This window comes from Cohnella endophytica, assembly GCF_003628305.1.
Taxonomy (GTDB): domain Bacteria; phylum Bacillota; class Bacilli; order Paenibacillales; family Paenibacillaceae; genus Cohnella; species Cohnella endophytica.
On the sequence record NZ_RBZM01000007.1, the window covers coordinates 193,667 to 206,839 of the forward strand.

11 protein-coding genes are annotated in these 13,173 nt (G+C 44.2%); 8 read left to right on the top strand and 3 right to left on the bottom strand.

Features of this window, described 5'->3' with window-relative positions; all coding sequences use genetic code 11:
• The first annotated feature begins 61 nt into the window (after positions 1-61).
• The 4 genes from D7Z26_RS16825 to D7Z26_RS16840 all read left to right on the top strand — a co-directional run bounded on the left by D7Z26_RS16825 (position 62) and on the right by D7Z26_RS16840 (position 3,117).
• Positions 62-493: a winged helix-turn-helix transcriptional regulator gene (locus D7Z26_RS16825; RefSeq protein WP_158602355.1), complete on the top strand. Its 432-nt coding sequence runs from the start codon at positions 62-64 to the stop codon at positions 491-493.
• Positions 493-1,095: a class I SAM-dependent methyltransferase gene (locus D7Z26_RS16830; protein ID WP_120978154.1), complete on the top strand. Its 603-nt coding sequence runs from the start codon at positions 493-495 to the stop codon at positions 1,093-1,095. Before D7Z26_RS16825 ends, D7Z26_RS16830 begins: the two co-directional genes overlap by 1 nt.
• 187 nt (positions 1,096-1,282) lie before the next feature.
• Entirely contained in the window at positions 1,283-2,410 is a 1,128-nt protein-coding gene (locus D7Z26_RS16835; RefSeq protein ID WP_120978155.1) for an ABC transporter permease, read from the top strand.
• Positions 2,407-3,117, top strand: coding sequence for an ABC transporter ATP-binding protein (locus D7Z26_RS16840; protein WP_120978156.1), 711 nt, complete (start codon positions 2,407-2,409; stop codon positions 3,115-3,117). The genes D7Z26_RS16835 and D7Z26_RS16840 overlap by 4 nt, the downstream gene beginning before the upstream one ends.
• Positions 3,118-3,177: 60 nt before the next feature.
• Here the strand turns inward: D7Z26_RS16840 and D7Z26_RS16845 are convergent, their stop codons facing one another.
• Both D7Z26_RS16845 and D7Z26_RS16850 read right to left on the bottom strand, forming a co-directional pair.
• Complete coding sequence (locus D7Z26_RS16845; protein ID WP_120978157.1) at positions 3,178-4,974, bottom strand: ABC transporter ATP-binding protein/permease; 1,797 nt, start codon at positions 4,972-4,974, stop codon at positions 3,178-3,180.
• A complete protein-coding gene (locus D7Z26_RS16850; RefSeq protein ID WP_120978158.1) occupies positions 4,974-6,917 on the bottom strand; it encodes an ABC transporter ATP-binding protein/permease in 1,944 nt (647 codons plus the stop codon). The genes D7Z26_RS16845 and D7Z26_RS16850 overlap by 1 nt, the downstream gene beginning before the upstream one ends.
• 141 nt (positions 6,918-7,058) lie before the next feature.
• Here D7Z26_RS16850 and D7Z26_RS16855 point away from each other — a divergent pair, with 141 nt between their 5' ends.
• From D7Z26_RS16855 to D7Z26_RS16865, 3 genes are all read left to right on the top strand, one after another.
• Positions 7,059-7,748: a response regulator transcription factor gene (locus D7Z26_RS16855; protein WP_120978159.1), complete on the top strand. Its 690-nt coding sequence runs from the start codon at positions 7,059-7,061 to the stop codon at positions 7,746-7,748.
• The gene (locus D7Z26_RS16860; protein WP_120978160.1) at positions 7,741-8,898 is read left to right on the top strand and encodes a sensor histidine kinase; all 1,158 of its coding nucleotides are present in this window, start codon (positions 7,741-7,743) and stop codon (positions 8,896-8,898) included. The genes D7Z26_RS16855 and D7Z26_RS16860 overlap by 8 nt, the downstream gene beginning before the upstream one ends.
• Before the next feature lie 143 nt (positions 8,899-9,041).
• A complete protein-coding gene (locus D7Z26_RS16865; RefSeq protein ID WP_120978161.1) occupies positions 9,042-9,503 on the top strand; it encodes a phage tail protein in 462 nt (153 codons plus the stop codon).
• 122 nt (positions 9,504-9,625) lie between these two features.
• On the opposite strand, the gene D7Z26_RS16870 is transcribed toward D7Z26_RS16865, so the two are convergent.
• The gene (locus tag D7Z26_RS16870) at positions 9,626-11,935 is read right to left on the bottom strand and encodes an AraC family transcriptional regulator (protein WP_158602356.1); all 2,310 of its coding nucleotides are present in this window, start codon (positions 11,933-11,935) and stop codon (positions 9,626-9,628) included.
• 354 nt (positions 11,936-12,289) lie between these two features.
• Between D7Z26_RS16870 and D7Z26_RS16875 the strand changes: the two genes are divergently transcribed.
• On the top strand, positions 12,290-13,144 hold the full coding sequence (locus D7Z26_RS16875; protein ID WP_233566987.1) for an ABC transporter permease: 855 nt from the start codon (positions 12,290-12,292) through the stop codon (positions 13,142-13,144).
• The last annotated feature ends 29 nt before the right edge of the window (positions 13,145-13,173 follow it).

Below are 13,173 nucleotides of genomic sequence, written 5' to 3' on the forward strand. Positions count from 1 at the left end.
ATGCAAGTACGGTAAAATAAATAGCCTTAACTTGCAAAATGCAAGCATGAATATTATAATCATGCTCATGAAAAAGCGATCTTCCACAGTTTGTCCAATCGTATATGCGCTCGACATATGGGGCGATCCATGGAGTCTAGTCATACTTCGTGACGTCCTTATCCATAACAAGCGGCATTACCGCGAGTTTCTTGCTTCACGTGAGCGCATCTCAACCAATATTTTGAGCGCACGGCTTCAATCACTCGTTGAAGCAGGCCTTCTCGTCAAGAGAGAAGGCGATTCAAACCGCTCACAAACGATGTACCGACCAACACAGATGGCACTTGATCTGTTTCCGGTTATATTTGCCATTATGCATTGGGGCCTCAAATACAACCCAAATACCGATATGAGTATTCCGATCATGCAGGAACTAAAAACAAACGAAAAAGGGTTAGAGCAGCGCCTTTTGCGGAATTTCGACGATATTAGCGGATTGGAGAGGTCATAATGGGAAATACGGATAAGTTTGAAATGATCGCTAATATGTATGACACTCCCGAAAGAATCCAAATTGCAAAAGTATCATCCGATGCCATTCGTGAATATTTAGTTGAGGCTAATAGTAAGAATGCCATTGATTTTGGATGTGGAACGGGTCTTGTCGGAATGAACTTGTTAAACGATTTTAATTCCATGCTTTTTCTGGATACTTCGCCGAACATGATTGATCAAATCAAGCAAAAGATTTCCGATTCAAATATTCGCAATGCAAATACATTATGCTTTGATTTTGAAAAGGCAAGTCTAACGGATTTACATGCCGACTCTATTTTTATGGCTCAGGTTTTACTCCATATTGATGATGTCGAATTAATTTTATCAAGATTATTTGATGTCCTAAATGAAGGAGGACATTTACTAATCGTAGATTTTGATAAAAATGAAAAAGTAATTTCAGATATCGTTCATAACGGATTTAATCAAGATGAGTTAACTGACCTTATGACTAAAATAGGGTACAAGAATATTCAATCCAAAACTTTTTATAATGGCAGTAAAATATTCATGGGACAAGATGCATCGATGTTTATTCTTGATTCTCAAAAATAAACTTTTAGGCGACTATTAAAATATCGAGATCAAAAAGGGCCATCCGCAAAGGATGGCCTTTAATTTCGCGATTTGGCGTTAATAGGTGGATCCCATTACTTTACCGTAACCCCAACTGTAATCTGTTATTCATCAGTTGTTCATATTCGCTTCCTATACTTTAGTCATTCCGAAGGAGGGAAGCACAATGTATCTGGCAATTCGAGAAATGAGATTTGCAAAGGCTCGGTATACGTTAATCGCTACAATTATGGTGCTTGTTGCATTTCTTGTCCTGTTTGTAACCGGGCTTGCACAGGGGCTTGCGTATGACAACGCCGCTTCCGTTAAGAATATGTCTGCAACGCATTTTGTCTTGGAAAAGGACTCTAATCACCGTTTCACCAGATCGCAGGTCGATCAGAATCAGTTAGAAAAGGCTGGCTTAATCGTTGGGAAAGAGAATGCAGAGTCGCTTGGCGTGAAAATGACAACGGTTGTTCCAACTGGAGAAACGGAGAAGATTGATGTTACTCTGCTTGCGGTTAATCTCGATGGCTGGCTGGCACCAACCGTAACAGAAGGTTCACCCATCTCGGATCAGACAAGAGATCATGTTCTTGTTGATCAAAAGCTGTCTGATTCTGGAGTCAAAATTGGCTCAATCATTGAAGATCAAGCATCGGGAATAAAATGGACCGTAAGCGGATTTGTAAAAAACGAGTCATTCAGTCATACTCCGGCTGTCTTTCTAAATAAGCAGGATTGGCTTACTCTTCAAGCTCAGACGCTCACGAGTCAAGGAACCGGATCAGCGGCGGACAGTAAAGTTTATAATGCAATCGCCGTTAAAGCTTCGAAAGAAAAAGTGAAGGAGCTTCAGTCCGCGCTGCCCAATACGGAAGTGATAAAGAAGTCCGAGGCAGTCTCTGCGATTCCTGGTTACAAAGAAGAGCAAGGCTCGCTTTTGATGATGATTGTTTTCTTGTTTGTTATCTCTGCCTTTGTGCTCGCTGTATTCTTTTATGTCATCACCATTCAGAAAACCAGTCAATTTGGTATTTTGAAAGCCATCGGTACACGTACTGCCTATTTAGCCAGAAGCGTGACGCTGCAGGTGTTAGTCTTATCGGTCGGTAGCTTGGTCCTTAGCGTCCTATTGGTTCAATTGTTTGAGGCCGTATTGCCAAGCTCCATGCCATTTCAATTAGGCTTTTCCACCCTGGCACTTACTTGCGTGTCCTTTGTAACCATGTCATTGGCCGGTTCGCTATTTTCGGTGTGGAAAGTCGCCAAAATTGACGCTTTAGACGCGATTGGGAGGACAGCAGCATGAAAAAAAGACTTATTTTACAGGAGATTACACGGACATTTGAGGATGGCGGTATCGAAAGAACGATTTTGGATAAGCTAAACCTTGAGGTGGCCGAAGGTGAACTCGTCGCGGTAATGGGCCCTTCAGGCTCGGGCAAAAGTACATTTTTGTCCATCGCAGGAGCACTTCTTGAACCAACGAGCGGGCATGTTCTACTCGATGGAGAATCCATTATCGGTAAAAACAAGCAAGAGCTTTCTGATCTGCGACTTCAAAAAATCGGGTTTATTTTTCAAAGCGCCAACTTGATTCCATACTTGAAAGTTGAAGAACAACTGGTTTTGGTAACTAAGCTTGCCGGGATGGAAAAGGCAAAGGCAACCAAACGAGCAAAAGAGTTGCTCGATAAGATGGGATTGTCGCATCGGCGAAACGCATATCCTGAGAAACTCTCAGGGGGCGAGCGTCAACGGGTAGCTATCGCAAGAGCTTTGATGAATGACCCAGCTGTCTTATTCGCAGATGAACCAACAGCAAGCTTAGATGCTTCACGAGGGCTCGATATCGTGAATATGATCGCGAAGCAAGTAAAGGATCAGCGAAAGAGCGCGGTTATGGTTACGCATGATGACCGAGTACTGCCGCTTTGCGATCGAGTGCTTTACCTTGAGAATGGAAAACTAATCGAAAAAAAAGAAACGACCAAATCCACATTTCATGTGGGGTGACGGTCTAGATATGGAATCAAAACGACCCTCCTGCATCTTTAGCAGAAGGGTCGTTTTGATTCACTTTCTCAATGCTACAGCAGGTTCTGTACGGATTAACTTGTAGCTGGCTATTATGCTAATTAGAATAACAACAACGCCTGTGGAAAACATGGATAGTAACATTTGTAAGGGGGTAATGAGGATTTCTAAATGGACGACCCTACTTATAAAATAAGTACAGCCAACGAGGACAGCATTAAAGATAGCCGACATCGCCGATAAAAGCAGATTTTCGCTGACAATCATTTTTCCTATTGTTCCTTTATTGAATCCCAAAGCGGACAGTAGCCCTATTTCCTTATATCTCGAATTTTGCAGCTTGATAAGCAGTACTGTACTTATAAACAAACCAATCGCTAGAATTAAAATAGAAACAATTAAGAACAAACGGCTAAGACTGTTGAACGTACTTTGCAAAGCTCCGACTTCTTTGGCTGAAGTTTTACTATCGATTTTATTGTCGGCAAGCATTTGGCTCACTGAAACAATATCTCCAAAGTCTTTTACATCGTAACTAATGGAATAGCATTTATCGCCATCCCTATCTTTGTAAAAATCCTGTTCAATATCGGAGCTTACGAAGAAATCATCGTAGCCTGCATTATAAATGCCGCTTATCGTAAGCGTGTATTTTTTTTCGCCGTACTTTAAGGTAAGTTCTTTACCAAGCAAATTACGAATATCATTCCCAAATTTTTTGGCAAGGCTCGGACTAAGTGCGATTTCCTGTTCGCCTGCTTTTGGCATAACACCGTAAGACATATTTTCAGTAGCCTTTGGCAGGGGGTATTTTTCTGCTATTACTTCGGTTTTATTTCCCAACCTTAAAGTAACATCGGTTATTTTGTATTGATAATAAACATTTTTGATACGCTTATCGGAATTCAGCAGTTCGTAGACGGTTCCGTCATCCTCACCTTTGATATAGCCGTTGTTAAAGGCGGTGTTCTTATCCTTAAAATCTGAAATCGACTTCTCCATCATATTCCCCGAAGATAAAGACAGCATAAATGCAAGGATACCGATGGAAATGGCCAGACTGACAGCTATATAGCGTGTGAGATGAACATTGAAGTTCTTAAGCCCTCGCTTGAACGCTGAACCCTTGACAGCCTTATTTAAGCTGAGCCCATTATTATCAGTACGATCTGTTTGAGTATCGAGAGCGTTGGCAATCATTTTTCCGTTCTCGATATGAATGACGTTATCTGCAAAGCTGCAAATCTTCTGATCGTGAGTAATGACAATAACCAAACGGTCCTTCGAAATTCCTTTTAAGAGCTCCATAATATCATTGGAGTTGCTACGGTCTAATGCTCCTGTCGGCTCATCAGCCAGCACAATATGAGGATTGCGAATTAACGCTCTTGCAATAGCAGCTCTTTGCTTTTGACCGCCCGAAAGATTTTCGATTTTTGCATCCTTCTTTTGCGATAATCCCAGTTTATTTAACAGTTCTTTGGCATTTTTTTCGTTTTCCTCTTCGCTTGAAGGATTCAGCTCGCAAGCAAGCAAGATATTTTCTAGTACGGTATATCCGCTTAAAAGATGGTAGTTTTGAAAGATAAATCCGATATGATCTCTGCGATATGAACACAGTTCATCGGCGTTCAGTTTGCTGATCGAAGTACCCCAGACCGTAATATCACCGCTGTATTGGCTGTCGAAGCCTGCAATCATATTAAGCAGAGTGCTTTTACCAGAGCCCGATGCGCCTAAAAGACAAATCAGTCCTTTGCTTGGCAAGGTAATGCTTGTATTATCAAGAATTATTGAATGATCATATCTTTTACTAAGGTTATTGATCTGAATCATTATCGGTCACCTGTCTTCAAAGCAATGATTGTATGGGTCTTTAGGATGGCAATAGCTGTTGTCATGTAAGCCACAACGGCTACTAAAGCAATCAACAGCACGCCCGTTAACAACATCTTTGAATTAAGAATACTTGCGCTGAACAAGCCTCTGGTAGCTATATTGATAAGTGGCGATGTAATAAGCATTAACAGAGATGCCGTAAGGGTTTCTGTTATCCTTTCCGACAAGTTAAGCAAGTTCAAATGAGCATGATTAAAGCCGCTGACTTTATAAATTGCAAATTCTCTTTTTCTCATAAAACCTGTGATAAGGAAGATGGCAATAACCATAACGACAGAAAAAATTCCTATGATCACACTTGCAGAACCTGACTGTTCGGTCGTTTGCTTATTTAATCTAACAATATCCTCCACAAGTTCAAATCTGCCAAGAGGGACTATGCCTGCTTCGTTAAGCTCGTCTTTAATGGAAATCATATCAGCAGGGGTCTTGGCTCGAATAAGAAAATTCATTGTGTTCTTTTTTATTTCTGCTTGTTTTCTCATATCATCAAGTGCCGCTTTGCTGAAGAAGAAAGAGTCATCAACGGTGTACTCTGTCATTTTGCCTTCATATTCATAATAGACAGTCGTATCTGCAACGCCTACTATTGTTGCGGTTATGGATGCGTCTTTTAATACAGGCTCACCGGAGTCCCAATTGTACATCTTGCTGCTAAAATCAATTTCTTTCCCTATAGCTTGCTCGTTTGATATTCCCAATGTTTTAACAAAACCTTCCGGGACAACAACCTCGTTAACTTTGCCTGTAGGCATTTTTCCTGCTACCAGCTTATTGATTGAAGGAGTACTGCCTGTGCTTTGTACTGTATACTCTTTGCCGCTAACCGTTACTTCTATATCATTAAACGCTTGTAAAAAAGCAGTAAAATCAATACGCTTATCGCCTACATATTTATCATATAAGCCGCCAATATCCTGCGTTACATTAGCGTTCGGCTGTTCTTCCTTATTACCGCCCGTTCCTCCCGCACTCATAAAGCTGCCAACTATACTAATATCTTTAAGTCCTTCGCCATACGTATCAATCAGCTTGTCGAACTCGCCCTGACTGCTGCCCCCGATTGTCCCGCTTACAGTCGTAAGACATAATACTCCTGCAACCATTAGAGCAAGGGTTGATATTATAAATCGCCCAAATTTACTTTTAACATTCGATTCGGTGAGTGCAATAGCATTTTTGATAGATAAGGAATGACGCTCATCGTATTTAAGACCTGCTGTTTTAGTTACAATTTCTTGTGGCGACGCAATCAATTCTCCCTTATCCAAGTTAAAAATGTTTGATTTATTATCAATTAAATTGGCATCATGGGTGACAACTATAACTGTTCGGTTTTTAGAAATAGCTCTCAAAATATCCATTGTTGTTTTTGCGGTTTTTTCATCCAAGGCACTTGTTGGCTCATCAGCAATAATAACCCGTGGATTTTTCATAAGCTCTCTTGCGATGGCAACGCGCTGTTTTTGACCGCCTGAAAGATATTTCACTTTTTGATGTGCAAGGTCAAATATTTTGAGGTCTTTTAGAATCGTTTCAGCGTTCTTTTGATTTTGATTATTTTTTAAATACCGTGGTACCAACACATTGTCTAAGACCGATAAATCTTCGAGTAAATTAAAGTCCTGCCAAATAAATCCGAAAATATTGTTGTAATAATAGCTTTTTTCATTGGAGGTTAATTCTTTAATGCTCTTCCCGCAAAAGTAAGCCTCGCCATCGAAATCTTGCTCCATACCGCTGATGATTTTCAGTAGAGTCGTTTTACCGCTGCCCGAAGCGCCGACTATAAAATGTAATCCTTTTCCCATGGCAAATGAAATATTATTCAATGCGAATTCGCCGTTATATTGTTTGGATACATTCTTGATTTCAAACATTTGTTTTGTTCCTCCTAAACTTGATGGAACCATCGTATAACAAACGATGTTAAATCCCTGTTAAGTGATATTCTTTGTATCAAATGCTTAACATTGATTTAACCTAATCTTAGGTACAATAGTAAAAGAGGTGATTTGCGCATGAGGATCCTTATTGTAGAGGACGAGCTTGATTTGCAAGAAGCGATTGCAGACGGGCTTAGAATAGATGGTTATGCAGTTGATACCTGTGACAACGGTGAAACTGCTTACGAGCTTTTATATGAAGTAAATTACGACTTGGTTGTACTTGACTTAAACCTCCCGCAATGGGATGGGCTTGAGGTTTTAGCTAAGATACGAGATGAAAAGCCTGAATTAAAGGTACTTATTCTCAGTGCAAGAAGTAGTGTTAATGACAAAGTAAAGGGTTTAGACATAGGTGCGAACGATTATTTGGCGAAGCCATTCGATTTTGCCGAGTTGGAAGCAAGAATACGTAATTTGTTAAGGCGAAAGTTTGTGCAAGAAAGTAATATGCTTTCCTGCGGCGCAATAAAAGCGGATTTATCAAAGCGTATTGCAGTTGTTAATGAAAATGATATATCGCTTACAAAAAAAGAATTTGCATTGCTTGAATATTTTTTGCTTAACAAGGATAGAGTGGTTAGCCAAGAAGAACTGATTGAACATGTTTGGGATCAGAATGCGGATAGCTTTAGCGGTGCCATTCGGGTTCATATTGCAACTCTCCGAAAGAAGTTAAAAGCGGTTTTAAACTACGACCCCATTGGAACGAAAATCGGCGAAGGATACTTGTTTGCAGTTAAGGGGAGTGATATTCATGCTTAGAAAAATGCCAATTCGACTGCGACTCACGGTTATGACCGTTGCGCTTTTGACCGTGTGTTGCGTAGGTCTCACCTTAATACTTAATTTTTCTGCCGATACAATGGCTACAAGGATTGATGCAACTTTGGTAACGCCGGCGAAAAAGTTCGGCGAAGATGGACGGGCTGTTGAAAGCCCTCAATCACCGGCAAGTATCATGATCCCTGCCGTTCCAACTGTAGATTCCCAAAGAGCAAGAACAGATTTTAGAATGGAAAGCCTGGTTTATATGATTACGGTTATTGTTGGCGGCGGATTCTTAACCTACTATATTTCGGGCAAGGCACTAAAGCCTCTTAATACGCTAAATGGTCAAGTGAAAAACATAAATGTGCATAATCTCTCCGAAACATTATCCGTGCCGTCTACAAAGGATGAAATTGCAGAGCTTACTGTAACATTTAATGAAATGACGGATAAGTTGGATAATGCTTTTATGATGCAAGGAAGATTTTCCGCTAGCGCCGCCCACGAGCTTAGAACCCCTCTTGCCGTGTTACAAACAAAGGTTGATGTCTTTAAGAAGAAAAAAGATCATACAAACGAGGAATATGATGCACTTATTTCCGTTATTGAAAAGCAAACCCATCGCTTGAGAGGACTCGTCGGTGATCTGTTGGATATGACGAATATGGACGATAACGGTGAGCAAAGCAGCATTTGTTTAAAGGATATTTTCGAGGATATGATTTCCGAGCTTTCTCACGTAGCTAAAGAGAAAAATGTTGCACTGATCTTAGATTGTGATAATAGCATTGTTACTGGAAACACCGACTTATTGTATCGTGCGTTTTACAACCTTGTGGAAAACGGAATTAAGTACAATATGGACGGCGGCACGGTTGAAGTTATTGTAAACGGACTAAGTAAGGATCAGGTTTCAATTCAGATTAGAGATACAGGCATCGGCATTCCCGAAACAAACAAAAAGCATATATTCGAGCCTTTTTATCGTGTCGACCAATCACGCTCCCGCCAAGTAGCAGGTGCAGGCTTAGGTCTCTCGATTGTTGACAGTATTATCAAAAAGCATCAAGGTTCGCTTACTGTTACTGATAATGAAAATGGCGGAACTTGCTTTAGCGTAATCTTAGCGTATAACCGATCGTGATACACCGTGGGGGGAAACAACGGGGTTTTTTTCTATCCAAAACGGGAAACGTTTATATTGAATCATTTTTGGTATAATATTTGGTAGATAAAGAAGGTTAAATTTCTGTTTTAGCAAATAGCGAGAGAAAACGAGGGATGGAAATGTCGTATGTTGTTGATTTTACAAATGTATCTACGGTTGGTTTAGAGTCTTCTCCTGTAGCAGAAGCGCTTGCCGGTTTGCGTGCGAATGAATCCCGTTACTTTATGAACAAATACAAACATGAATTTACGGTTGTACCGGCTAGCGAAAGTCAGGAGAACCTGGATTACGTAAACCGTGTTTTGAAAGAACGCGATATTGCGTTTGCGGCCAAACCTTTGGAAACGTCGCGTTTTCAAGTGGAAAACATTCAATTTACCTACGTCTTTTATGAGGATGGTCTCTCGGTCAATGTCATGTACACGGTTGATGACCCTAAGAAGCGGGCCGTTGGTTTTAAGCTTTCCGAGGGGATGGAGGTACCACAGGAGTTAGCCGAGAAGTTTAAGTTCGCTAGGCAGAAGTCTAAATTAGCCGGAACGATTCGGGGTTCGTTTTTTGTAATTAAAGGACAATATTAAAGTCACTTCTCTATTTTGCAAAAATGCGAGATCAAAGAAAGGGCCATCCTGCAAAAGGATGGCCCTCAAGCTGTCGAGAAAGCCTCGACAGCTTTTCTTATGTTTAAATCGTTTAATGAGACCTACAGGTCCTCTCGGATGTCCTTTCGGTAATGTCCGGGCGTGGTACCCGTAATCTTCTTGAATATGCGGATAAAGCTGTTGACGGACGTATATCGCAGCTTCTCCGTGACGGCTTGAATCGAGCGGTTCGGATCGGCCAGAAGCTCTTTGGCGATGCCGATCCGGTATTGGATGACATAGTCGACGAAGTTGATGTCCTTCGTCTTCTTGAACGCACGGCTAAGCTGCGACGCGCTTAGTCCGACGAGCTCGGCGCACAGCTGCAGCGAGATGTCCTCGTCGTAATGGGCGTGGATATACGCAACGACCTCTTCGACCTGTTGCGACTCCGGATGCGCCTCCGGCTGCGGCGGGGTCAGCTTGTCGAAGAAGTGCCTGCGGAAAAAAGTCGCGATCTCTCGCAGATTGCGCTGCTTCTCCAGCTCCATCGTCAAGTATCGGCGGTTGACCGGTTCCATGAGCGCGTTCGGCTGCTTATTTACCGAGTGGATCATCGCTCCCAGAAGCTGCGAGCAATAGGTTTTGAGAGCTTCGGGAGTGAGCGCGCTGTCGTCGCGCAGCCATTGAATCAACTGATCGAATCGCTCCAATGCCTCCTCGTGCCGGAAGTCCTGAAGCGATTGCAGAATAAGGTTTTCCAACTCGACGAGAGCATCCGCCTGGCCGGAGACGGCCGGGTCCAACTCATCGCTGATGATTACCTTGTTGGCGCCCAGCGTAAAGCTGTACCGAAGGGCATGCCTCGCTTGCAGGAAAGCTTCGTGGATGCCTGATAGGCCGGATTCGGAGAAGCTGACCGAGATGACGCAATTCAGCTTCAGATAGGTTTGAATGGCATGAAGCAGCTCGCCGGCATAGATGCGGGCAAGGGGCGGCGCGGTCGCTTCCGGCTGATTCAATACGGCGAACAGGCCGGGCTGGATCATCATGATTCGCGTGGTGCCTTGCTTGCGCATAATTTCTCCCGCGATGTTCTCCACGGCAAAGTAGAACAGGAACTGATCTTTACGCGAATAACGGCTTTCCATCTGCTGCGGATCCACTTCAATCAGATACAGGCCGATCGGGTTGCGGTCGAAGGGCTCCAATTGCACGGATCTGCTGCTCGCGTTGAAGTTGCCGAGCAGCAGGCTCATTAAGCTGTAGTGCTCGGCATGCGATAGATACATCTCCACGTCTTTCTTCAGAAGATCATTGCTCTCTTCCACATTTTGTATGTAATCCGCAATGAAGTGGAATTCATCCTTGAGAGCGGTTCCGCTTTGCATCTTGAATACGCGCTGCGTAAGCTTATGGACCGGTCGGTAGATCGTTCGGGACGTCCGGATCGCGATGATAACGGCCACGATGATGAAAGTTACGCTGACCCCGAGCAGCCAATTGCGCAGCTGATAGGTCTCTTTATGAACGAGAGCGACCGGCAGAATCGAGACGTAGTACCAGTCGCGGTTGCTGGAATAGACCGCATTGATCAGCGAAAGCTTGCCGTCCAGATTAAACGTAATTCGGTGGTTGGCCAGGTTCCTTCCCTCGGCCAGTTTGGCCATCAGTTCGGGAGATTCGATTCGGCTGCCCACCTTGGCCGGCTCGGAGTGCATGACCACATAGCCGGACGGGTTGACCACCAAATAGGTTGCGGGATCGATCTCGTTCGCTTTGAGCTTGGCGCTTAACGATGCGGCGTCCAAGTAAACGATGAAGACGCCCTTCACCCCTTCCGAGCTGGCATGATAGGTAGGTCGGATAAAGGTAATGACGGGCCGTTTTAACCGCGTGTTGAGCTCATTGCGCGTGTCGATCCAGGCGCCGTAATGGGTTAACGTCAACGAGGTGCGCAGTGCGACCGGGTCGAGAAATTCGCTCGGTTGCATCAGGGAGCCGCCGGAGGTAACGATTTTGCCGTAGGGGATGTTGTAGAAGTCGATCTCCGCTACATTCTCCATGCCGCTGCGCAAATTCGTCAGCACGGAGTACAAATCATTAACCAGGCGGAAGTTCTGATAGGTCAGATCTTCCTGCGTAAACCGGTCGAGCGCCGAATTGGCGTAAGTATACTGCAGCATAAGCTCGTCGAACTTCTTGAACTGCTCGTTCATTTCTTTCTCGACCTGATTGAGGAACACCTGGTGCATTTGGTCCGTCTGGTCGCCGATAATCCGATTGCTGATGAATGACGACGCGATGGCCGTGATGGCTACAGGAATGCTGGATAGTAGAATGAGGGAGACAAGAAGCCTATTCTTCAGCTTCCATCCCGAAGTCAGAGGGGCCAGCATTCGCCTTAGTCGGCGCCATGGATGATGATCCATTCTCAGTCTCCTTATTCGCTTCGCATGATGGCGCTTGTAGTATAACATAAGCCGGAACGGTTCTAGGAGAACAATTGACAAACCCTTTTTGCCGAAAATGACGGCGCTTGCAAAAAAAGCGTACGACCAGGAAAAACGCCGTAACGGCGCGGTTTTTCATACGCTTTATTTGCTGCAAGAACGGTGGGTTGCCGGGGGCGGAATTCGCTGGCTATCATAAGGGCGAAAGGGGGGAGACGCAATGACAAACAGGAAAGGAGCTTCCAACTCAGGATGGCAGCACGTATCGGAAATATCAATAGAAGACATGACGGATGGCGGCGGCGCTTTATTAGTGAACGATATTTATGGCTGATGGCACTGCCGGGACTGCTCTATTTTCTCATCTATAAGTACGTCCCGCTGATGGGGGTCGTCATAGCCTTTCAGAAATACAAACCCGTTCAAGGCTTCCTCCGCAGCGATTGGGTAGGCTTGGACAACTTCCGGCGCATTTTCGACACACCGGAAATCGAAAAGTACTTCATCAACACGGCGATCATCAGCTGTTATCAGATCGTGTTCGCCTTTACGGTGCCGATCGTCATTGCGATCATGCTCAATGAGATCCGCAGCGCGGCATTCAAGAAGATCGCGCAGACGCTTCTGTATCTGCCGCACTTCTTATCCTGGGTCGTGGTCGCCGGAATCTTTTACCTGTTGTTCCAAAGCGATGGGCAGATCAATCATTTGCTCGTTTCTTGGGGGCTTCATCCGATCAACATTCTCTCCAACAAGGACAATTTCCGGGCGATGCTCGTCCTGCAGGTCATCTGGAAGGAATCCGGTTGGGGCACGATCATTTATTTAGCGGCCCTAACGGGGATCCCCCCGGAGCTGTACGAAGCGGCTAAGATGGACGGAGCCGGGAGGTTGCGGCAAATCTACCATATTACGTTGCCCGGCATCCGCTCCACGATTTTAATTCTATTTATCCTCCGGCTCGGCTCCGTGTTGGACGTCGGCTTCGAGCAGATTTACCTGATGCTGAATGCGTCTGTCTCGGATGTTGGAGAGGTGCTGGATACGTACGTGTACCGAATGGGCGTCGTGAACGGCGACTTCAGCTTCACTACTGCCGTAGGGTTGCTGAAAGGGCTGGTCGGCATGATGCTGATCGTAACGGCGAACCGGCTGGCGCGGGCATTCGGCGAGAGAGGCGTTTATTAACACTTGATTCATCCAGTTCCATATATCGC

Coding starts and splice junctions, on each gene's coding strand:
- D7Z26_RS16825 (WP_158602355.1), top strand. CDS start 62: ATGCTCATGAAAAAGCGATCTTCCACAGTTTGTCCAATCGTATATGCG.
- D7Z26_RS16830 (WP_120978154.1), top strand. CDS start 493: ATGGGAAATACGGATAAGTTTGAAATGATCGCTAATATGTATGACACT.
- D7Z26_RS16835 (WP_120978155.1), top strand. CDS start 1,283: ATGTATCTGGCAATTCGAGAAATGAGATTTGCAAAGGCTCGGTATACG.
- D7Z26_RS16840 (WP_120978156.1), top strand. CDS start 2,407: ATGAAAAAAAGACTTATTTTACAGGAGATTACACGGACATTTGAGGAT.
- D7Z26_RS16845 (WP_120978157.1), bottom strand. CDS start 4,974: ATGATTCAGATCAATAACCTTAGTAAAAGATATGATCATTCAATAATT.
- D7Z26_RS16850 (WP_120978158.1), bottom strand. CDS start 6,917: ATGTTTGAAATCAAGAATGTATCCAAACAATATAACGGCGAATTCGCA.
- D7Z26_RS16855 (WP_120978159.1), top strand. CDS start 7,059: ATGAGGATCCTTATTGTAGAGGACGAGCTTGATTTGCAAGAAGCGATT.
- D7Z26_RS16860 (WP_120978160.1), top strand. CDS start 7,741: ATGCTTAGAAAAATGCCAATTCGACTGCGACTCACGGTTATGACCGTT.
- D7Z26_RS16865 (WP_120978161.1), top strand. CDS start 9,042: ATGTCGTATGTTGTTGATTTTACAAATGTATCTACGGTTGGTTTAGAG.
- D7Z26_RS16870 (WP_158602356.1), bottom strand. CDS start 11,935: ATGGATCATCATCCATGGCGCCGACTAAGGCGAATGCTGGCCCCTCTG.
- D7Z26_RS16875 (WP_233566987.1), top strand. CDS start 12,290: ATGGCACTGCCGGGACTGCTCTATTTTCTCATCTATAAGTACGTCCCG.